The sequence below is a fragment of the Aquimarina sp. AD1 genome (assembly GCF_003443695.1).
Lineage (GTDB): Bacteria > Bacteroidota > Bacteroidia > Flavobacteriales > Flavobacteriaceae > Aquimarina > Aquimarina latercula.
The window spans coordinates 3,960,169-3,981,146 of the sequence record NZ_CP031966.1 but is presented as its reverse complement, the minus strand read 5'-3'; the positions used below and the strand labels follow the sequence as shown (position 1 = coordinate 3,981,146).

Here is a 20,978-nt window from a genome sequence, read left to right as displayed (position 1 = left end):
CCTTTTATGATTTTTTTTTAAGTTGAACTGATCGCTCTTTATACTCTAAAGCTTTTGCCTCATTTCCCATTTTCATATATGCTTCTCCTATTTGATCATGGAAGTCAGATTCCATTTTAAAATCATCAATAATATAATCCATACCGATACCTAAAATATCTATAGCTTCTTCATAATTATTTAAATTAATTAGAGAAACTCCACTTACTAAATATAGAATTGGCTGCGAAGGATACATTTCTATTGCTAATTCACTTCCTATTTTGGCTTTTTCATACCTCTTTAAATCTAACTGCAACAACAGCATTTTTCTTAAAATCCCAAAATTACTAGCGTTATCTTTAATTCCTCTCTCATAGTAATTAAGTGCTTGCTCTTTTTTGTCTTTTTCATAAAAATAGTTTCCTATTTCCGTAAACACTTTACTACTTCCTGAATCATCAGAAAAAACTTTGGTTACTTCAATAAGTTGAGTTTCATATTGCGGGTTTTTGTCCACAAAAATCAAAAAATCATTTATTACTTTATACTTAGATTCTTCGTCTATCTTATCGCTCGATAAGATAATTTTCATAGAATTAATAGCTTCTTTTGGTAAGTTATCATCCAAATAAAACTTATATAATGCTAAATGAGCCAACTCTGACTTAGGCTTCTCTTTTAACAACATCTGAGCCGTTCCGTATGCCTTTTCGATCTGATTATCTTGACTGTATAGATAAATTAAATTCAAATAATTCTGCTCTTCCTTTGGATTAGAAGCTATTTTCTCTTGCAATCTTGTAATTTGAGAATTAGGATTACTTATTTTTAAGGTTATTTTTTTTCTTAATTTATCTCTATATGAATCTAAACCCAATTCCTCTATCAATTCATCTACAACTATTAGAGCATCATCATAACGAGTTTCTAAAAAATAAAGATTGGCCAATTGTTCTTTGTACATACTATCGAAAGTCACCAATTTTTCAACAACCTCTATAGATTCTGTGTACTTTCTTTCTGTAAAATATATTTCGAATAATAACTCCAAAACATATCGATCATTAGGTCTTTCTTTAAGAACTTTTTGCAAATTTACCGTTGCTTTATCATATTGTTTTAGCTCCAAGTAATTTCTACCTAATTCATAATACAAAACAATTGGTTTTGGATTTGTCGAAATACATCGCTCTAACGCTATGATTGCTTTATCGTAATTTGTGATTGCTCTTTGCTTTAGCGCTTCAAAAAAACTTTCCCTAAACACATCAGACACGTCTCCGAGATCATCCAAAATCTCTATTTTTTTGAGCGATTCTGGTTCTTGAGCTAAAACACTATTAACTCCTCCTCCAAGAAAGATCAAGCAAATTAAAATATGTCTCCAAAGTTTAGGCATATAAATCATTCAAAGTAATATAAATCAAGTATTATTCTAAAGTAGAATAGTCTCCGATACTAATGGTGGTGTATTTTCCATCATAATACACATGATTCCCTATCATAGCATTGTCTAAGGTAGCATTTTTTACGATAGTTTGGTTCTGTATTAAACTATTTTTAATAGTACTATCTTCAATACTACAACCGTCTCCAATTGAAACATTAGGTCCAATGGATCCATTTTTAATTACAACCCCTTTCCCTATACAACAAGGAGGAACAACAGTAGCATTTTCTAAAACAACATCGTCGCTTATTAATTTTTCTTCATCTTTTTCCAAAAAACCTAGCATTCTAGAATTCGTTTCTACCGTAACATTTTTGTTTCCACAATCCATCCATTCTTCTACCTGACCAGGAACAAAAACTTTGCCATCTGCCATCATTCGTTTAATACCATCATTAATCTGATATTCTCCACCATTGATTATATTGTGATCCAACACATACTGCAATTCATTTTTTAACACAGCAATATCTTTAAAATAATAGATTCCTATCACAGCTAAATCAGAAACAAATTCTTTTGGCTTCTCTACCAATTCTACGATCTCTTTATTCTCATTAAGCTTTACTACTCCATACGCTTCTGGTTGATCTACTTGTTTAACCCAAATCACAGAATCCGCTTCTTTATCAAGATTAAAATCTGCTCTAATCAATGTATCGGCATACGCCACAACGGCTGGACCTGATAAAGAATCTTTAGCACACATAATCGCGTGTCCTGTTCCTAAAGGTTGGTCTTGTCTATAAATAGAAGCCTTAGCACCTAATTCTTCTGCTAATTCTGTTAAACTCACTACCACATCATCACCAAAAAACGCAGGATCTCCTAACACAAATGCTATTTCTTCTATTGGCTCTCCTAAAACCTTAGCAATATCAGAAACTAATCGATGAACAATTGGTTTTCCTGCTACCGGAATTAAAGGCTTTGGAACTGTTAATGTGTGAGGTCTTAATCGAGAACCTCTTCCTGCCATTGGAACAATTATTTTCATTACTTACTTATTTTTTGATTGGTTGATTTTATTTAATATTTTTTAATTGTACTGTTTTTTTACTTGGCAAATATTCCTATTTAACTCCAGTACTTCCAAAGCCACCTTCTCCTCTAGAGGTTTCGGTAAGTTCAGTCACCTCTATCCACTCAGCTCTTTCGTGTTTTGCAATAACTAACTGCGCGACTCTTTCTCCATTTTCTATAACAAAATCTTCATTGGATAAGTTTACCAAAATAACTCCTATTTCACCTCTATAATCAGCATCGACAGTTCCCGGTGCGTTTAATACCGTAATTCCTTTTTTAGCAGCCAATCCACTTCGAGGACGAACTTGTGCTTCAAAACCAACAGGCAATTCTATAAACAATCCCGTTTTTACAATTGTTCGTTCTAATGGTTTTAATGTTATTGATTCTGTTATGTTTGCTCTAAGATCCATTCCTGCTGAAGCTATGGTCTCATAATGCGGTAACTTGTGCGATGATTTATTAATTATATTTATTTGCATATCTACTATAAAGCTCTTTCTAAAATGTTGATTATCTTTTTAATATTTGTTTTAATTCCTTTTTTTCTGAGGCATACAAAACTACTAAAAACACTACTAATAAAGGGATTGAAATCATATAATTACTATCAAAGACGTAAAACGAAATAATTGAAAAACTGATCGATAACGCCAGATACATCCCCATTTTTTTTAGATCGTATGGAATTGGGTAATATTTTCTTCCCAGATACCAAGACACTAGCATCATCGTCCCATATGCCGCTAAAGTAGCGATAGCCGAACCAACATAAGTGTATTTAGGAATTAATAAAAAGTTAAGGAGTAAAGTAATAATAGCTCCAAAAACCGATATATACGCTCCAAACCTTGTTCTATCCGTTACCTTATACCAAACCGAAAGATTATGATAAATTCCTAAACAAAAATTAGCTAATAAAATGAATGGAACAATTTTTACTGCTTCCCAATATGCTACATCTCTTAAAAAAGCAATTTTTAACAGATGAACAAATACAATCACAAATAGAAAAATAAATGATCCTAGAATTACGAAATACTTAGTAATTCTAGCGTATGTTTCTGGGGCATTTTTATTATCGGCATAATTAAAGAAAAACGGTTCTATTCCTAACCTAAAAGCAGTAGCAAACAATGTCATAAACAATGCTAATTTATAACAGGCAGAATAGACCCCTACCATATGCTCGGCGACATTCTCTGGTAATAATTTATCTAATAGAATTCTATCAAAAGTCTCATTAATTGAATATGCGATTCCTGCTATCAAAATTGGCAGGGCATATCTCATCATTTTTTTCCAAAGAACCTTATCAAAGTGATATTTAATTTTAATATAAAATGGTAACAAAACCATTAATACAAATCCACTTGCAATAAGATTAGAAATAAATATATAACTGATTTCATAATCATCTTTACAAATCCAATTAAATAAAGAAAAATGAAATGAAAGTTGTTTTAAATAGAGTAAGAAAAATATATTTAACCCAAAGTTAATAGCAACATTTGTTATTTTAATAATCGCATACCTAATAGGTTGCTCATTGGCTCTTAACCAAGAAAATGGTATAATAACTAAAGCATCTAGAAGCAATATCCATATTACTAAATTTATATATTCTAATTTAATATCTGTCCAAATTGATATTTGCTCTCTTAAAAGGATGGCGATCACCAAAAATATCAATGATGAAGTTATTAATGATATAGCAGATGTACTAACCACCTTTTCTTTATTAGATTCTTTATTAAAAAACCTAAAAAAAGCAGTTTCCATACCATATGCTAAAACTACATTGAGCAATACGAAGTATGAAAAAATAATCGAAACCTTACCATATTCTTCTGTTGGTAATTGATTGGTATATAGGGGTACCAAAAGAAATGACAACATGCGTGGTAACACAGTTGCCATTCCGTATATAAAAGTTTGCTTAAAAAGTTTTTGAAAAATCCCCAAGTGCTTACTATTGTGATTCTAAAAATACAATTTTATTGTCTTGGCTGCATAGGATATGCTTTCAATTCTTTTTTTGGTAATTTATCAATTCTAAAATATCCTTCTTGTCCATTCTTAGAGTACGCTATGATGCATTCTCCTTCTTTAAGCTCAAAAGGTATTTTTTCTTCGATCTCCGGAACTTTATTGTTGTATTCCTCCTTTTGATCACTACTCATCACGATATCCTTTTTAACCGTAATAGGATCTGTATAACGACCTACATAAACAGATTCGTTTTGTTTACGTTTCAACTGAACCGCTTTTCCTTTAAAATAAGCATTCTCCAATGTAACATTTGAAGCAGGATCTACTGGAAAATAAAGCATAAAGCCAGCACCACCACCTTTTACTCCAGAAACCCAATCTTGGAAATACGGTGAATTTAAAGCTACTGGAGCTGTTTTATCAATTTTTTGGCCTGTAGCGCATTGCCCGAAAGTCATCAAAATACTTAATAATCCGACTTTGGTCAGCAGTTTTCTAAAATTTATTCTTTGTCCCATTTTTCTTTTAAACGTTCACGATGTTTTTGTTTCATTTTCTTAATATCCTTGGTATTAAAAACAAAGTTTATACCAAAGTTAAAAGCAACTCCAGAAAATAGCTTCGTATCATCCCCATTTGTAATATTTAATCCATACATATAAGGAAGACCAAATTCTAACTCTAAGCACTTTGCAAATTTATAATTTATTCCGGCACCAGCAGAAAATAATAACAAACCTCCACTATTATCTTCAATTGCCGCATCTGCAGGATCATTTGCTTCATATCTGATAGCTCCAATCCCGACTCCAGATTCTAAATAAAAACTAAATTTACCACTATTAATTGCATGTTTCCTAAAAGAAGGTATAAAACCATAAGCCTGCACTTCGGCATCTATTCTATTTTCCTGCTCTATATCTTGTGGTAATAATATAAAAGCTGATGTATTAACTGCGAAATGTTCCGAAACATAGAACGATAAACTTGGTTTAGCTACTATACCGCTATAACCATCACTTAGATCCAAAAGTGGAACCGCAGAAATTCCCATTTTAATATCTCCTGCTTTATACAAAGTTTCTGATTCCTGCGCATTGGTAGTAGTTACTAATGATACAATCATTAGTAAGATAAAAAGTCTAATTGTTTTCATTTTTCTTTTTTCCTTTAAAGATAAAAAATGAAAACAAGCTTTGTCATAAAAAAAACAAAAAACCCCATACACCAAAGTATATAGGGTCTTAATCTATTTTATATTTTTATTGAAGGTCAAAAACCAATGTTCCTGAACCTGTATTATTACTATACCCTGCAACTTCAACATAATAATTACCAGGAGATAATGTTCCAGTAATCTGGTAATAATCACTTCCACTTATGTAATTACCACTAGCGTCATATAAATAAATATAATCATCATAATTTTCATTGATAATTTCAAAAGCATAAGAAGCCTCAGAATCAACACTAAATTCATACCTAATTTTTCTATCAATTTCGCCTGTTGTATTAAAATCAAATGATTGATTAAAAGGTACTGCAAGTGCGCCAAGATCAATATCAGATTCGTTCGGAGAGCTAAGTGTTATATTTAAAGTTCCAGATATATCATTATAGTCTTGATTGACAATTTCTAAATAATAACTTCCGGCATTTAAATTCTCTCCATAAATATCTCTATATCCGTAGTTTATATAATTACCATTACTATCATATAAATTTAAATATATTCCTGTTTGAGTTGTAAACGAATACCCTGTAGTGCTATTAATCTCAAATAAATACCGAATCTTCCCATCAGGTTCTGTTGTAGACACATTAAATTCTACTGAATCTGTATAAGGTATTGACAATGTTCCTAAATCAACATCTGTGGTAGTAGGATCTTTTAAAACCATTGTAAAGGAGCCAGAATTAATATCGTTATAATACTGATACACTTCTAAATAATAGGTTCCGGGTTGAATCGTCTCAGCAAACGCTCTCCTATAACCAGATGTAATAAAGTTTCCGTTTACTTCCCTAAGCTCGAAATTAATATTATTCTGAGAAAAAACCGAAAAACCTGTTTCCTCACTAATCTGAAAAGTATAACCTATTTTATTATCTGGTTCGTTATTTGGTAAAGAAAAGTTTAACGCCTCCTCATACGGGACTCCTAAGGTTCCCAAATCCACATCTGATTCTTTTGGATCTTTTAAAACAAAAGAAAGCGTACCAGATAAGTTCGAATTATTATAATAATTTTCTATTTCTAAATAATACGTTCCTGCGGTCAACGATTCTCCATACAATCTTTCATAACTTCCATTTATATAATTACCTTGGTCATCGGATAACCTTAACTGTAAATATTCACTAGACTGAATTACATATCCAGTATTTTCATCTATCTGAAAAGTGTAACCGACTCTACGGTCTACTTCTTCTTGATTAATTACATACTCCATAGAACTATCATATGGTAATGATAATGTTCCTAAATCAACATCTGTAGCTCTAAAGTCAAAAGATTTACTAATTTCCGTTATACCACCATCTCTATCATTTGCAACAACTTTAATAATAATTTCATCATCCACATATTGAGAATAATCAGTGTTATAATATATATTACCCAAACCGTCATAATCATCTGATCCAATAATGTAATTTTCTCTTAAAACAACATCATTAAGATACACGTCATAAGATAAGATATCATCATCCTCATCTATCGCTGGATACCAAGAAACCTCTAACCAGTTATAGTACGAGAAATCAAAATTAATATTTGCAAACTCGAACGTACTTGGATCTCTATTAACAAAGACATTTCGTTTTACAATCGATTCATCAGAAACACCACCATTAGTATCATACGCCTTAATACTAATTGTTAACTCTAGATTTAATCCTTTTTGTAGATTATTAGACCTATTTGTCAACAAACTGGCCACATTAAATTCTGTAGATAATTCCGATGTTTTATCAGCAACTACCCTATCATTAATTACTACATCATATGATAGTTCATCGTTATTAGCATCTTCCGCTTCTGCCCAACTTATTCTTACAAGGGTGCCTTCAATTACTTCTGCTTCTATATTCGACACTTCCATTGGAGGAAGGTTTCCAATTGCATCATCATCACTCCCACATGACGATATAATAATAAGTAAGCATACATAAAAAAGGTTGATAATTTTTTTCATAAAAAGTGGTTTTAAAAATTAATGTTTAGTACTTGATAGTAAGTGCCTAAAACAGGGAAAATGTTACCCCTAGAAATCACTTTTTACTGATATTTCAACGAAATCTGGAAATAAAAAAAACTCGACATAATTAATGTCGAGTTTTTAGGATATATTCTCTTTTTTAAGACTATTTATCGATTTCCAACAAACATCTAATTATGAGTTCAACGCTTCTGCACCACCAACGATCTCTAAGATCTCATTAGTAATAGAAGCCTGTCTAGCTTTGTTATATTGTAATTTTAAAGAATCTCTTAATTCAGTAGCGTTATCTGTGGCTTTATGCATCGCTGTCATACGCGCTCCGTGTTCAGAAGCAAAAGAATCACGAATTGCTTTATAAAGCTGTGTTTTTAAAGATTTTGGAATTAATTCTTCAACTATTTCCTCTTTAGATGGTTCAAAGATATAATCTAAGTTAGCACTTTTTTCGCCTTCAGTTTCTACTGGTTTAATTGGTAAAAACTGCTCTGTTGTAACTATTTGCGTAGCTGCATTCTTAAACTTGTTATATATCACAACAATTTTATCATAAGAACCATTCGTAAACATTTCCATCAACTCTTCTGCAATAGCAGCAACATTAGCAAACGTAAGATCATCAAACAATTCACTTTTGTTAGCCACAACGGTATGTGTTTTGGAAACTATATCATTTACTTTTTTACCAATGGTAACAAAGTCAACTTGTTTACCAGCATACACATTCTCATATAACTCTCTAGAAGCTTTAACAATGTTAGAATTAAAAGCACCTGCCAAACCACGATTAGAAGCAATTGCAACTACTAAAACTTTGTTTACCTCACGTTGCTCAGAGAATGAACTTGCATTATCTCCTTCAAGAGAAGCACTCAAACTCTGTAATAATTCAGTAAGCTTGTCTGCATAAGGACGCATAGCAGTAATTGCCATCTGTGCTTTGTTCAACTTTGCTGCCGATACCATTTTCATGGCACTGGTAATTTGCATCGTTGATGATACAGAGGTAATTCTACTACGTAATTCTTTTAAATTTGCCATCTTTCTTAGTATTGAGTATTGATTAGCTAATAACTAAGTACTTCTAAACAATACCTTTCTAATATTATAACTTTATATAAAATACAGAGTACTAAAAATCTTAATACTCTGTACTCAATACTATTTACTTATATTTTGCTGAAATCTCTTTACAAGCTGAAAGTAATACATCCGTTACTTCGTCTGTTAACTTCCCAGCCTTTAAAGTGTCTAAAGTATCTCTATGTTTAGCATTAAGATATTCTATAAAGTCACTTTCGAATTCTTTTATTTTATTAACAGGAACATCTCTTAATAAGTTTTTAGATCCAGCATAGATAATTGCAATTTGATCTTCTACTGTATAAGGGTCATTCTGAGCCTGCTTTAAGATTTCTACGTTACGCTTACCTTTTTCAATTACGTTTAAGGTAGCTGCATCTAGATCAGAACCAAACTTAGCAAATGCTTCTAGTTCACGGAACTGTGCTTGATCAAGCTTTAATGTACCTGCTACTTTCTTCATTGATTTAATCTGAGCCGATCCACCTACACGAGATACAGAAATACCTACGTTAATTGCTGGACGAACACCGGAGTTAAATAAATCAGAAGTTAAGAATATCTGACCATCTGTAATAGAAATTACATTAGTTGGGATATATGCAGAAACGTCACCCGCTTGTGTTTCAATAATTGGTAATGCAGTAAGTGATCCACCACCTTTTACTTTGTCTTTTAATGAATCAGGTAAATCATTCATATCTTTTGCAATACTATCATCAGCAATTACTTTTGCAGCACGCTCTAATAATCTAGAGTGAAGATAGAATACATCTCCAGGATATGCCTCACGTCCTGGTGGACGACGTAATAATAATGATACCTCACGATATGCAACCGCTTGTTTAGATAAATCATCATAGATAATCAAAGCAGGACGACCTGTATCACGAAAATACTCACCAATTGCAGCACCTGCAAACGGAGCATATACCTGCATTGGAGCAGGATCAGAAGCATTCGCAGCTACAATTGTAGTATACGCCATTGCTCCTTTATCTTCTAATACTTTAGCAATACCTGCTACTGTAGATGCTTTCTGTCCGATAGCAACATAAATACAGTAAACTGGCTCACCAGCATCATAAAATTCTTTTTGATTAAGGATTGTATCGATACAAACTGTTGTCTTACCAGTTTGACGGTCACCAATCACCAATTCACGTTGTCCTCTACCTACTGGTACCATTGCATCAATAGACTTAATACCTGTCTGTAATGGTTCTGTTACCGGCTGACGGAAAACTACACCAGGAGCTTTACGCTCTAATGGCATTTCAAAAGTTTCACCCTCAATCGCTCCTTTTCCATCAATAGGATTTCCTAAAGTGTCCACTACACGACCTACAATTCCTTCTCCAACATTAATAGAAGCAATTCTTTGTGTACGTTTAACCGTTACACCTTCTTTTACATCTGTCGAAGAACCTAAAAGTACTACACCAACATTATCTTCCTCAAGATTCAGTACGATTCCTTCTAGTCCAGATTCGAATTCTACTAATTCTCCATATTGAGCGTTAGACAATCCGTATACTCTGGCGATACCATCACCAACCTGTAATACTGTACCTACTTCTTCTAGTGAAGCTGTAGCTTCAAATCCAGATAATTGTTGTTTTAATATTGCTGATACTTCAGCAGGATTCACCTCTGCCATTTTATAATAGTTTGTAAAAATGAGTAAACCTACTCATTCTCTTATTATTAAATTTATATAATTGAAGTAATTTATTAATTACTTAATTCTCTTTTTAAACTTGTTAGCTTATTAGCTATACTCGCATTATACTGCAAATCACCTACTCTTAGAATAAAACCACCGATGATGCTCTCATCAATAACATTTTCTATAGTCGCTTCGTTTCCTGTCAATTCTTTTACTTTAGCTAAAACTTTTGAACTTAACGTTTTATCTAAAGGAACTGCAGTGGTTACCTTAGCAACTTGAGTATTATTTAATTGATCAAATAAAACGATATACTGCTTTGCCACATTATCTAGCAAGCTTACTCTTTTATTTTCTATTAATGTGTCAAAAAGTTTTTGTGTAAGATCTCCTGAACTTTTAAAAATCTCACGCAAAGAAGCTAGCTTTACTTCGCTTTTGATCAAAGGACTGTTTAATACCATTTTAAGATCAGAACTACTATCAATAGTAGCGATAATATTTTTCATATCTTTCTGAACATCCTCAGTGGCATTTTTATCCTGAGCCAAACTCAAAACTGCCTTAGCGTAACGTATTGCTGCTCTACTCATCTTATGATTAGTTTAAAGTAACATCTCCTAACATAGACTCTACTAATTCTAGTTGTTTGTCTTTGTTAGCTAATTCTTTTCTAACTACTTTTTCTGCAATTTCTACAGATAGTCCCGCAACTTGACTTTTAAGGTCAGCTATCGCAGCTTTCTTTTCACTTTCTATTGTAGCTTGTGCTTGTGCAACAATCTTATCAGCTTCCGTCTGCGCTTCAGATTTTGCGTCTGCAATCATGCTCTCTTTTAATTGTCTTGCTTCTTTAAGCATTCCATCTCTCTCAGCACGTGCTTCATTAAGGATACGCTCATTATCAGCCTGAAGGTTTTGCATTTCTTTTTTAGCCGCCTCAGCAGACTCTAATGCATTTTTAATTCCTTCTTCTCTATTATTAACTGCCTCTAGAATTGGTTTCCAAGCAAATTTTCTTAATAATAATAGTAACCCTACAAACAATAGTATCTGCCAAAAAAACAGACCAAATGAAAAATCATTTATTAACTTATCCATAATTAAATATGTTGTTTTCTTTAATTTTTAATTTCAAAGTAAACAATAGCTGTAACCAACCGTTACAGCTATTGTTTGTAAATTAAGCTGCAAATAATGCAGCAAATCCAATACCTTCAATAAGTGCAGCTGCAATAAGCATAGCTGTTTGGATTTTTCCTGAAGCTTCTGGTTGACGAGCAATAGCTTCCATTGCCTGACCACCGATTCTACCAATACCTAAACCAGCACCGATAACAATCAAACCAGCTCCTACATAATTTAAACCTTCCATAATAAAGAATTAAAAAAATTAAACAATTAACGTTTAGTGATGTGCCTCTTCATTGGCTGAACCAAAATAAAGTGCAGACAACATCGTAAAAATATATGCTTGTAATGCTGCTACCAATAATTCTAATATTGATAACGCAAATGCTAAACCAAATGATAATGGACTACCTATCCAGTTCTTAAATAAGAACATCATACCAATAATACTCATAATCACTACGTGACCTGCGGTCATATTCGCATACAAACGGATCATTAATGAAAAAGGTTTGATAAAAACACCTAACAATTCTATTGGCGCTAAAACTATTTTCATAAATGTTGGAACACCTGGCATCCAAAAAATGTGTCCCCAATAATTTTTATTTGCAGTAAGATTCGTAATTAAGAATGTTAATAACGCTAAACCAAAAGTTACTGAGATATTTCCTGTAACGTTAGGAGCTAATGGAGTCATCCCTAACAAATTCAACAACCAAATAAAGAAAAAGGTTGTCAATAAAAAACTCATATACTTCCCGTGATGCTTTTTTCCTATATTAGGAATTGCAATCTCATCTCTTACAAATACAACTAATGGCTCAAGAAAACGACCTAAACCAGTTGGAATACCATTATTCTTTTTGTATGACTTTGCTAAACCTCTAAACATAAAGAACATTATTATCGCTATAAAAAGCATACTAACAACGTTTTTTGTTATTGAAAAATCTAATGGTTTTGCATTGGTAGCGTGATGATCCTCATCATAATTGATGGTACCGTCTGCATCCGTTTTATATATTTTACTATGATATAATTTGTAGAAATTACCGTCAACCTCAGCAACAGTTTCTCCATGATGGAATTTTGATGAAGAAAAAATCTTAAGACCATTATCCCATAAAATAACAGGCAATGGAAAACCAACATGAGTTCCTTTTTCTCCATCAGACCAAAGTGTGAAATCATGTGAATCTAAAAGGTGATGATCTCTATAAGCATCCATCTCCTCAGGAGTGTCAACCTGTCCTCCTTTTTCTATTTTCTCAGTATCTTTTGCCGCCAGATTCAAAGAAGTGAGAATCAAAGCTAAAGTCATAAAAATTCTAACTACACTAATTTTTTGCATTCTAGGTCAGATTTCGGTTCCTAAATTTCGGTGCAAATGTACATAATTAAGTTAGATTCTTAAACTATTTTACACAAATAAGTTTGAGAATATTTCAAAATAATTAAGCTATTGATTTTCAGCTATTTATTAGAATTAAGAATTTTAGAAACATAGTACACTTCCAAAATTAAACTAATCACATAGGGTGTAAAAAAGTCAAGAAAAATGCTTTTATCCATCACTATACCATTGAGCTTAGTAATGGCTACAAAAACTCCTAATTTAATGAAGCTTCCTGCTAAAAAAATAAAACCAATCTGATCTTTAAACTTTTTTCGAAAAATCAAAATTACAGTAATTAATATGATCGTATATACCGCATTAAAAATATATGAAAGATTAATAATTGCAGGATTATTATTGATTGAAAAAAAACTTCCAACCCAAATATGTACTCCGTATACAACTAATAAGACTAAAAGAAAAATGCTTAAAAAGCTAAGTAAATTTTTAATCATTTATTTAGTTTACTAAATTTTAATTGCTTTTTTGTTTTTAAAAAAGGTGTTAGGAAAGATTTTCTGAAATAATTATTGTAAAAACAACTTATTTCTTAGGATTATTAATCCTATCTAATTGCTTTATAACCAAATATAATGATGATGCTACCCCAAAAAGAACTAACCCCATTGTGCACCAATTTTTTTCGAATTGATAATAGGCATCTAATTTCTTACCTGCATATGCACAGACAAAAATGATCGCTCCCATTTCAAAAGCAATACCAGTTAGAGCTAAATATTTTCTAAGCTGATTTCCCTTGTTTTTGCCCATCTTGTTTGCCTCCAAGAGATTTTACACCACCTTTCATGACACAAGATGCATTGAAAGTCGCTCCTGGCTCTACAGCTAATTTACCTACAGAAACTTCTCCTTCGATATGTGCTGTTGGTTTTAAGGAAAGTGTTCCTGAAATCACAAGATTTCCTGAAAACTTACCTTCGAAATCAGCATCAGAACATTCTAATGTTCCCTGAATAAAACCTGATTTTCCGACTACTACTTTTCCTGTGGTTTTAAATGTACCTTCTATAGTACCTTCTACCCTAAAACCACCTTCGGAGACTACATCTCCTACAATTTTAGTTCCTTCTGAAATTTTGTTTTGATTTCTTGAAAAATCTGTTAAAGCCTGATCTTTTCCTTTTTTATTGTCTGAAAACATACTAATCGGGGGATTAAATTATTATTCTGATTTAGGTTGCAAATAACTATCTAGGTTCTTATGTATCTGGATGATTCTATAATTTTTAGAAGTAACTAAAAAATATTCTTTATCTACCTTCTGATAGTATTTCTTCCTACGGTTCCATTTTGTCATATCTACTCCTCTGGTATCTTCTATTTTACCCAGAATCAAAAGTTCTGCTAGACCTTCTGCACCTAATTTATCTCTTTTGGTATGAACTACCACAAATTGTTGATCTTTTGTATAGATATCTAACGATACTTTCATTTTATCATACCTAAGATCTTTTAAAATAGCTTCTAATCTCTCTTTAAGCTCTTGAGCTTGATTATCTCCAAATCTAGAATACTCATATACCAACTTATGGTTTTTTTCTTGATCCGTACCTTCTAACACAAAATCCCTATTCTGTATTTGTGGTATTGTTGTTTGATATATTAATTGTGCCTTTTTACCTTCTGGACTTTGTGGGTAATTAAGCGATACATAATTCAAGGCTTCTTTATACGCCTCAAAACCTTGGTAACGACCAATCGCTTGCGCTTTTAATAATTCAAATTTTGGAACAAAATCTTCTCCACCAAACTTAGTAATCAACTCATCACTTTCTTTTATTACTGAAGCATATTTTTGGCCCTTAAAATCCTTATACAATTTATTATACAAAGATTTTGGGCTATTTTGATCATCTTTTAATGCTTCATCAGGATTTTGAAGAATTTTAGCATAACGTGAATCTCCATGTGTATTAATAATATCTTGCTTAAGTGCATTCGATTTTTCTACGTTGCCTTGTAAAACATAAATTTTATATAAATTATATTTAGAGGGAACGATTAGACGCTCTTCTGGATTACTTTCTAACAGACCTTCAAACTTATCTGTTGCTAATTCATATTCCTGAAATTTCTCCTTATAAATAACCCCTAATTGATAGTAAGCAAAGTTTCTATCGGTTTGCAAACTATCCAAAACAACCTCATCTGTTGGTAATTGGGTAATATACGTTTGTGGATCAAAAGCAGGATCCGACTCAATCGAATACTCTTCTACTTCACCCTGTTCTTCATTAGAAACCGCTGTTGGATTTGTAATACTGGATATCCTCCAATTATCCTGCAATTCCCGATTTCCATAAGTTCTTTTAAAAGCAGTTTTACCATAAGCTACCGTAGTAGGATTATAAAAATAAAACGTTCCTCCTTCTTCTGGGTTTGGTCCGCCACTAGCTCCTAATCCAGTACTTGGTCTATTAAATCGTTGTTCGTTAGGAAGTTCTCCTTTTATTCTTGCAATTTCTGCCGCTTCCTCAGCTGCAATAGCTTCTGCCTTAATTTTCTCAGTATACTCAGAATAATATGCTAATCTTTCTTCTGGAGACATCGCTACAGCACTAAGAATACTATCATTAGTTTGCGCAATTCCTTCATATAAAATTACATCGTCTAAATTGACTCTTTTCTTTTTTAATACACGGTATTTTTTAGAATCAACAACCATTCTTTCCAGGGTACTATCATAATAAGCACCCGCTACTGCATATTCCTTATCATCAAAATTTATATCTCCTAGTGTTTTATAGTTAAGTGATTGTAAATATGTATCTTCAGAATCTGTTCTTAAAGATTTATTATAAAATTGCACCGCTAAATCTATAGAATCTAGTGTATTAAAATAAACGGCTTTCTGATTATAAATTTTATCAAGGAAAGGTCTATTTTCGCGATTCTCCTCTAAATCTGTTAAAAGCTCTAAAAACTCTTGTTTATTTCCTGTTTCGTAATTAAAATTTCTGGCTTTTGCCATATACGCATTTAGCATATATCGCCTAGGTGTTTTTCTGTTCAGATCAATTACTTGATCGAACGCATAATTAGCACTATCCTTATATCCTAACTGATTTAACAACTGACCCTTTATATAAAGATACCTACCTTTTTCTTCATTATTTTTTGAGTGAATCGCTGCTTTACTAATATACGTAACTGCAGAATCCTTTTGTTCTAGATTAATATATGCTTGCGCAATCATCGCCACTGCATCAGAGTAATCTTGAGCTTCCATATATTCTTCTTCCACCATCTTCATTAAATCCTCTATAGCCTTCTCATTATTATCTAAACGAAGATTGGCTTTTGCTCTCCAAACCTTAGCATGATTGATATTATTACTGGTTGGATATTTATATAGAATATAATTAAAAGCTTCTAAAGCTGGAATAAATCGTTGTTCGTTATACCTCGCTTTTCCTAAAAGTAAAAATGACTCATCAATTTTAGGATTTCGCTCTCTATCATCAATAAGCATGCTATGCTTTTGTATAGCTTTAGCTGCCTTTTCCTCTGCTTTATCAAAATTTTGATTAAGAACTTCATTAGGAAGCCTAACATCTTCACCAACAATTAATCTTTCTACCGGAAGTAATTCCCAAAAATTGTCTTTATATGTTTGAACAATATCCTGCTTTCCTTTCTCAAAAGCCACTCTTCCGTTATAAAGTGTATTGTTTTTTGTAGTTACATCGTGCCAAGTCCTATTAGTCCATTTGTCTTTTTTACGCGAACAACTAAACCCAATAACAATTAGGAGAAATACAACGATGATTTGTGATAAATTTCTGTTCAAATCTGAATAATTTATACGCTGATAACTTAAAAACTTGCGTTTTAGTGCATCAGAACGGCATAAAAACCTTGCGTGAAATGTAAAAATACATTTCTTCTAGTAAAAAACCTCTGAACAACACATTTTTTTGTTGTTTCGATAGTTTTAATAAAAAAAGCATCGCTAACAAAAGATCAGCGATGCTTCAAAGTTTCCCGAAAACTTAATTGCTTATACTTATTTATTAAAATGCTCCTCTAATTCCTTTAATGTTTCTGTAGAGGTTGCAAGATCTTTAACTACTTCTCCTTTATCCAATACCACAATACGCTCACACACTTCTGTTACGTGCATCAAATCATGACTAGAAACCAAAACAGTAACATTAGGATCTGCAGCCAAATCTTTGATGATTTTCTTTAAACGAATCTGAGTTGTAGGATCCAGGTTGGCAAATGGTTCATCCAGAATAACAACTTCTGGATTTCCTATCAATGCAGCCACTATTCCAGCTTTCTTTTGATTCCCTTTAGACAAATCCCTTAAATACTTCTTTTGACCTAATATTTCTCCGTGAAAAAAATCTTCAAACTCTGCTAACAACGCATCTACATCTGCTTTATTTTGGCCTCGAAGTTCTCCTATGAAATAGAAATATTCCTCTGCTGTAAGATAACCGATCAAAAATGTTTCGTCGATAAATGCCGATGTGATTGATTTCCAATCTTCACTCTCGCTTACTTTTATCCCACTATTTTCTATATGACCTGTTGTTGGTTTAATAAGATCCAATAAAGCACTAAATAAAGTTGTTTTCCCGGCTCCATTATTTCCTACTAAACCAAAACTATCTCCCTTAGGAATTTCTAAATGCTCAATATTTAATACCGTATTCCCTGCATATGTCTTTGTAATATTATGTACTCCTATCATCTTCTTATTTTTTTTGTTTGTATGCCCAGATCGTTTTATACTTCTCTGTTCTATAAATTCTTTCAATTTTATCAAAAACCATATTCCTAAATGCAAAACCAGCAATTCCAGCAACAGCAACCAATGCATAACCTGCATATGGACTATATGCATAATGTCCTATTGCATATAACACCATTGGTAATGCAAGTTTTGGCAATGATAACATTAATGTTTTCATATTAAAGGATTGTTTGTCTCCAAAAGCCTTTTTATTACTAGTTAAATCTATTGGAGTTTTTACATAAGCACCTGCCCATAATACGACGTGTGCATTCATTCCCATATTATAGATCGCACCAACAACAACCGCTAAGTATGCCTCCCATCCAAAATATAAATATCCTGATGCTAGAACAGCAGAAATAAATGTCGCTATTACCATTAACCACCATTTTGAAGAAAGATATTCTCGGTATTTAATATTTTGGCTCATCATTAATGGATAATAAGAACTATCCCAACTTGGAACGAATTGTCCAAAACTCATTAAAAATCCACCAGAAACAAAAATCCCTGCAAATATTTTCCAAACAGGTCCTTCATATGCTTCGACAGCTCCTGTGAAGAATAACAGACCATAAAAAAGAAATAACGCACTCACTATTACTGTTGATCTTGCTCTTTTATTTCTTTTAATAAGCTTAATATCATTTTTTAGAAATACTGCGGTTTTACCAAATCGATCCAACCATTCTAAATTTTCTGTTTTTACAGTTTTAGATTTCGTTGCCAATCCAGCATCCAGATACAAATCCTTTACAAAAGACTTAAATGCAATAATATAAAGTGCAATCGCAGCAACTACTGGAATAACTACTAAAAACTTTGATTCGTATAATCCCTGAAAAAACGGTGCTGTATACTGTGTAACATCAAAATATCCGAAATAATGCAATCCACCTAATAACGCCATAACGCCACCAACTCCATAAATAAGATTGTCTTTATTGTTTAATAAGATATTAAGGAAATTATTACCATATATCAATGCAATCAATCCTATATTCCATAACAACACGTTTAATACAGGTGCATCTCCATTAGCAATCAAAAGAACTGAAAATGGAACAAAAAAGAAGGCATGAATAATATTAAAAAACGATGACATTGTCTTACCCAAAGCAAATGATACAATTTTGCTTTTACTAAAAGGTAAAATCAATAAAGGTTTAATATTGATAACAGGCATTTTTTGTAACGCATATCTAAAAATAAGATCAAATGCCCACCAATAGATCAAAAATCTATTTACCACTTCTAATGGATCTAGACATAAATCTTTGCTGATATATTTATAGGCAATAAAACTGCCTCCCATCATCATTAAAATAAAATATACCGCCCAAAATCCCATGAAGATTTTCATCCAAACTCCCGAAGAAGCAGATGCAGATCGCCAAAAAGATTTCCACTGTAAGGATATAAAATGTTTAAACATAGTTGTATTAGTTTTAAAAGAAGTAGGAAAGACTTCTTACACTATTTAGTAATCAAAAAATGGATTTTGTTACAAAAACAGTGAAAGAAAAGTTAAAAAACTATGCATTTTAAGGGCAGAAGAACAGATTGTTATATCAGTTGAAAGCGTTTTTTATAATAAATCACTAATGAAATCATTGTTTTTAAACTACAAACAAAAAATATGGACATAATCACTAAATTGACAAAATAAAACAATGAAGGTTCGTCTAAATAAGGAATAAAATAATAGTTAAACGAAAAAAAGATAGATACCAAAACCACAAAATTTCCAATAAAAGAAAACTTCTTTTTACCAAAAACTACAATAGGAATAAGACCAACTAAAGCCATCAAAAACGTTGGAAAAAAAGTAATTATAAAACCATCAATATGAAAATACTTATAGAGGCTATTGAAAATCCAAAAACACAGTACACTACCAAGTATTACTTGCCAAGAATATAAGTTTCTTAGAAATTTTTTACATACACTTTTAAAAATTTTAGAGTTAAACGGTCTACTTCCTTGTTTTTCTAAAGAAGCTTTATTTTCTATCATATAGTCTTTAAAAATATCATAGAAATCTCGGTTATCTCCTTGATTCATTGAATTTTCTATTTCTGAAGCTACGTGATCTATCATTTCAATTCGTATATCTTCATAGTGAATATCAGAATTAGATAAATACGTATCTATGAATTGTATGTCTTCAATAGTAAGTTTTTTCATGATTCCGATAATAATTTATAGTGTTGACTATATTCTTTTTCCATTTTTTGATACCCTCTAAAATTCACAAAAGTGAAGAAAACTGCAATCAAAGTAAATAATGTATACGAATACAAAAAGATATCTGTGTGTATTATATTGGGATCTATTTGTTTAAAAATATTTAAGAAATTGGGAAAATAAATCATTAATCCCAGCCAGCCAGAATAGACTACTAAATTAAGGGATTGATTTTTTCTTTTTTTGTATTGATCAGCCCAGACAAAAATGCAAGGAATCAACATTAAAATGACACTTCCGAGAAACATCATTTTCCACCCTATTCCTTCTGCAAAAGAAAAAATCAAACCAACCGCTACCAAAAAAGGAATCATAACCTTATAATCTCTTAGAGTTTCTTTAGCAACCTCAAGATTCGTTCTTCGAATCTTTTTTGTAATATGTTTTCTCTTTTCTATCAATAACTTTTTGTACCCTCTACTATCTTCATAAATAGATTTTCCTGATTTATTTACACCTATATCCCAAGCATAAAAAGATACTTTATTGCCGAAGCTTTTATGAATTTGCTCCATCGCAGTTTCAAAAGAAATATTATGCTGCAATCTTTGTTCAACTTCACAAATAATATGATCTAATAATTCTATTCGAATATCCCAATACTTTACCTTATTAGATATTAGATATTCTTCTATAAACTTAATCTGTTCTTTGGTTAATTTGCTCATATTAATTTATGCTCCATTTTGGGTTAATAATGGTTTGCATAGTGCGGATGTATTCTTCTAATTCTGTTAACCGATTAGCAGTTTCCTTTGTACCCTTTTCTGTGAGTTTATAGTACTTACGAAGACGATTATCTACTTTTTGCATTTCCACATCCAACAATCCTTCTGCCTCTAGTTTATGTAATGCAGGATACAAGGCACCTTCGGTTATGTTCAATTCTCCTTTAGTAATTTCTTTTACTTTTTGGGTAATCTCATACCCATACATCTTGTCACTCTCTTCCAAAAGTTTAAGAATAATAGTATTCAAACTACCTTTATATAACTTAGAATTGCCCATTA

At 31.9% G+C, this 20,978-nt stretch carries 22 protein-coding genes; all 22 read right to left on the bottom strand.

Going from position 1 to position 20,978, the window contains the following annotated elements; genetic code table 11:
* Positions 1-4: 4 nt before the first annotated feature.
* Positions 5-1,381: a lipopolysaccharide assembly protein LapB gene (locus tag D1815_RS17140; RefSeq protein ID WP_158594462.1), complete on the bottom strand. Its 1,377-nt coding sequence runs from the start codon at positions 1,379-1,381 to the stop codon at positions 5-7.
* A gap of 31 nt (positions 1,382-1,412) precedes the next feature.
* Positions 1,413-2,429, bottom strand: a complete 1,017-nt coding sequence (locus D1815_RS17135; RefSeq protein ID WP_108802712.1) for a sugar nucleotidyltransferase — start codon at positions 2,427-2,429, stop codon at positions 1,413-1,415.
* 76 nt (positions 2,430-2,505) lie between these two features.
* Positions 2,506-2,940 (bottom strand): dUTP diphosphatase, encoded by a 435-nt coding sequence (gene dut / locus D1815_RS17130; protein ID WP_027394408.1) that lies wholly within the window; start codon positions 2,938-2,940, stop codon positions 2,506-2,508.
* Between the two features lie 31 nt (positions 2,941-2,971).
* Entirely contained in the window at positions 2,972-4,423 is a 1,452-nt protein-coding gene (locus D1815_RS17125) for a lipopolysaccharide biosynthesis protein (RefSeq protein WP_118388463.1), read from the bottom strand.
* A gap of 32 nt (positions 4,424-4,455) precedes the next feature.
* Positions 4,456-4,968 carry a hypothetical protein gene (locus D1815_RS17120; protein WP_118388461.1) on the bottom strand — a complete coding sequence of 171 codons (513 nt, stop codon included), beginning with the start codon at positions 4,966-4,968 and terminating at the stop codon, positions 4,456-4,458.
* Entirely contained in the window at positions 4,953-5,606 is a 654-nt protein-coding gene (locus D1815_RS17115; protein ID WP_120650331.1) for a hypothetical protein, read from the bottom strand. Before D1815_RS17115 ends, D1815_RS17120 begins: the two co-directional genes overlap by 16 nt.
* Positions 5,607-5,712: 106 nt before the next feature.
* The gene (locus D1815_RS17110) at positions 5,713-7,647 is read right to left on the bottom strand and encodes a hypothetical protein (RefSeq protein WP_118388456.1); all 1,935 of its coding nucleotides are present in this window, start codon (positions 7,645-7,647) and stop codon (positions 5,713-5,715) included.
* A gap of 198 nt (positions 7,648-7,845) precedes the next feature.
* Positions 7,846-8,712, bottom strand: coding sequence for an ATP synthase F1 subunit gamma (gene atpG / locus D1815_RS17105; protein ID WP_027394413.1), 867 nt, complete (start codon positions 8,710-8,712; stop codon positions 7,846-7,848).
* Positions 8,713-8,836: 124 nt separating this feature from the next.
* Positions 8,837-10,414: a F0F1 ATP synthase subunit alpha gene (gene atpA, locus D1815_RS17100; protein ID WP_027394414.1), complete on the bottom strand. Its 1,578-nt coding sequence runs from the start codon at positions 10,412-10,414 to the stop codon at positions 8,837-8,839.
* A gap of 74 nt (positions 10,415-10,488) precedes the next feature.
* Positions 10,489-11,016 (bottom strand): ATP synthase F1 subunit delta, encoded by a 528-nt coding sequence (gene atpH, locus D1815_RS17095; protein ID WP_027394415.1) that lies wholly within the window; start codon positions 11,014-11,016, stop codon positions 10,489-10,491.
* Positions 11,017-11,023: 7 nt separating this feature from the next.
* Positions 11,024-11,524: a F0F1 ATP synthase subunit B gene (locus D1815_RS17090; RefSeq protein WP_027394416.1), complete on the bottom strand. Its 501-nt coding sequence runs from the start codon at positions 11,522-11,524 to the stop codon at positions 11,024-11,026.
* Positions 11,525-11,606: 82 nt separating this feature from the next.
* Positions 11,607-11,798 (bottom strand): ATP synthase F0 subunit C, encoded by a 192-nt coding sequence (gene atpE / locus D1815_RS17085; protein ID WP_027394417.1) that lies wholly within the window; start codon positions 11,796-11,798, stop codon positions 11,607-11,609.
* Positions 11,799-11,831: 33 nt separating this feature from the next.
* On the bottom strand, positions 11,832-12,908 hold the full coding sequence (atpB, locus tag D1815_RS17080) for a F0F1 ATP synthase subunit A (protein ID WP_118388454.1): 1,077 nt from the start codon (positions 12,906-12,908) through the stop codon (positions 11,832-11,834).
* Positions 12,909-13,030: 122 nt separating this feature from the next.
* On the bottom strand, positions 13,031-13,408 hold the full coding sequence (locus D1815_RS17075) for a hypothetical protein (RefSeq protein ID WP_118388452.1): 378 nt from the start codon (positions 13,406-13,408) through the stop codon (positions 13,031-13,033).
* Positions 13,409-13,496: 88 nt separating this feature from the next.
* Complete coding sequence (locus tag D1815_RS17070) at positions 13,497-13,724, bottom strand: AtpZ/AtpI family protein (protein WP_051336234.1); 228 nt, start codon at positions 13,722-13,724, stop codon at positions 13,497-13,499.
* Positions 13,696-14,115: a polymer-forming cytoskeletal protein gene (locus tag D1815_RS17065; protein WP_027394421.1), complete on the bottom strand. Its 420-nt coding sequence runs from the start codon at positions 14,113-14,115 to the stop codon at positions 13,696-13,698. Before D1815_RS17065 ends, D1815_RS17070 begins: the two co-directional genes overlap by 29 nt.
* A 21-nt stretch (positions 14,116-14,136) precedes the next feature.
* Complete coding sequence (locus tag D1815_RS17060) at positions 14,137-16,764, bottom strand: hypothetical protein (RefSeq protein WP_233557595.1); 2,628 nt, start codon at positions 16,762-16,764, stop codon at positions 14,137-14,139.
* A gap of 216 nt (positions 16,765-16,980) precedes the next feature.
* Entirely contained in the window at positions 16,981-17,676 is a 696-nt protein-coding gene (locus D1815_RS17055; protein ID WP_027394423.1) for an ABC transporter ATP-binding protein, read from the bottom strand.
* 4 nt (positions 17,677-17,680) lie between these two features.
* Positions 17,681-19,156 carry a DUF5687 family protein gene (locus D1815_RS17050; protein ID WP_118388450.1) on the bottom strand — a complete coding sequence of 492 codons (1,476 nt, stop codon included), beginning with the start codon at positions 19,154-19,156 and terminating at the stop codon, positions 17,681-17,683.
* A 131-nt stretch (positions 19,157-19,287) separates the two neighbouring features.
* Positions 19,288-19,908, bottom strand: a complete 621-nt coding sequence (locus tag D1815_RS17045) for a hypothetical protein (protein WP_118388448.1) — start codon at positions 19,906-19,908, stop codon at positions 19,288-19,290.
* Positions 19,905-20,636, bottom strand: coding sequence for a hypothetical protein (locus D1815_RS17040; protein ID WP_118388446.1), 732 nt, complete (start codon positions 20,634-20,636; stop codon positions 19,905-19,907). Before D1815_RS17040 ends, D1815_RS17045 begins: the two co-directional genes overlap by 4 nt.
* 1 nt (position 20,637) lies before the next feature.
* Positions 20,638-20,976, bottom strand: a complete 339-nt coding sequence (locus tag D1815_RS17035; protein ID WP_118388444.1) for a PadR family transcriptional regulator — start codon at positions 20,974-20,976, stop codon at positions 20,638-20,640.
* Positions 20,977-20,978: the final 2 nt, after the last annotated feature.

Excerpts from the sequence above, each read along its gene's own strand:
- D1815_RS17140 (WP_158594462.1), bottom strand. The coding sequence starts at position 1,381 with ATGCCTAAACTTTGGAGACATATTTTAATTTGCTTGATCTTTCTTGGA.
- D1815_RS17135 (WP_108802712.1), bottom strand. The coding sequence starts at position 2,429 with ATGAAAATAATTGTTCCAATGGCAGGAAGAGGTTCTCGATTAAGACCT.
- dut (WP_027394408.1), bottom strand. The coding sequence starts at position 2,940 with ATGCAAATAAATATAATTAATAAATCATCGCACAAGTTACCGCATTAT.
- D1815_RS17120 (WP_118388461.1), bottom strand. The coding sequence starts at position 4,968 with ATGGGACAAAGAATAAATTTTAGAAAACTGCTGACCAAAGTCGGATTA.
- D1815_RS17115 (WP_120650331.1), bottom strand. The coding sequence starts at position 5,606 with ATGAAAACAATTAGACTTTTTATCTTACTAATGATTGTATCATTAGTA.
- D1815_RS17110 (WP_118388456.1), bottom strand. The coding sequence starts at position 7,647 with ATGAAAAAAATTATCAACCTTTTTTATGTATGCTTACTTATTATTATA.
- atpG (WP_027394413.1), bottom strand. The coding sequence starts at position 8,712 with ATGGCAAATTTAAAAGAATTACGTAGTAGAATTACCTCTGTATCATCA.
- atpA (WP_027394414.1), bottom strand. The coding sequence starts at position 10,414 with ATGGCAGAGGTGAATCCTGCTGAAGTATCAGCAATATTAAAACAACAA.
- atpH (WP_027394415.1), bottom strand. The coding sequence starts at position 11,016 with ATGAGTAGAGCAGCAATACGTTACGCTAAGGCAGTTTTGAGTTTGGCT.
- D1815_RS17090 (WP_027394416.1), bottom strand. The coding sequence starts at position 11,524 with ATGGATAAGTTAATAAATGATTTTTCATTTGGTCTGTTTTTTTGGCAG.
- atpE (WP_027394417.1), bottom strand. The coding sequence starts at position 11,798 with ATGGAAGGTTTAAATTATGTAGGAGCTGGTTTGATTGTTATCGGTGCT.
- atpB (WP_118388454.1), bottom strand. The coding sequence starts at position 12,908 with ATGCAAAAAATTAGTGTAGTTAGAATTTTTATGACTTTAGCTTTGATT.
- D1815_RS17075 (WP_118388452.1), bottom strand. The coding sequence starts at position 13,408 with ATGATTAAAAATTTACTTAGCTTTTTAAGCATTTTTCTTTTAGTCTTA.
- D1815_RS17070 (WP_051336234.1), bottom strand. The coding sequence starts at position 13,724 with ATGGGCAAAAACAAGGGAAATCAGCTTAGAAAATATTTAGCTCTAACT.
- D1815_RS17065 (WP_027394421.1), bottom strand. The coding sequence starts at position 14,115 with ATGTTTTCAGACAATAAAAAAGGAAAAGATCAGGCTTTAACAGATTTT.
- D1815_RS17055 (WP_027394423.1), bottom strand. The coding sequence starts at position 17,676 with ATGATAGGAGTACATAATATTACAAAGACATATGCAGGGAATACGGTA.
- D1815_RS17050 (WP_118388450.1), bottom strand. The coding sequence starts at position 19,156 with ATGTTTAAACATTTTATATCCTTACAGTGGAAATCTTTTTGGCGATCT.
- D1815_RS17045 (WP_118388448.1), bottom strand. The coding sequence starts at position 19,908 with ATGAAAAAACTTACTATTGAAGACATACAATTCATAGATACGTATTTA.
- D1815_RS17040 (WP_118388446.1), bottom strand. The coding sequence starts at position 20,636 with ATGAGCAAATTAACCAAAGAACAGATTAAGTTTATAGAAGAATATCTA.
- D1815_RS17035 (WP_118388444.1), bottom strand. The coding sequence starts at position 20,976 with ATGGGCAATTCTAAGTTATATAAAGGTAGTTTGAATACTATTATTCTT.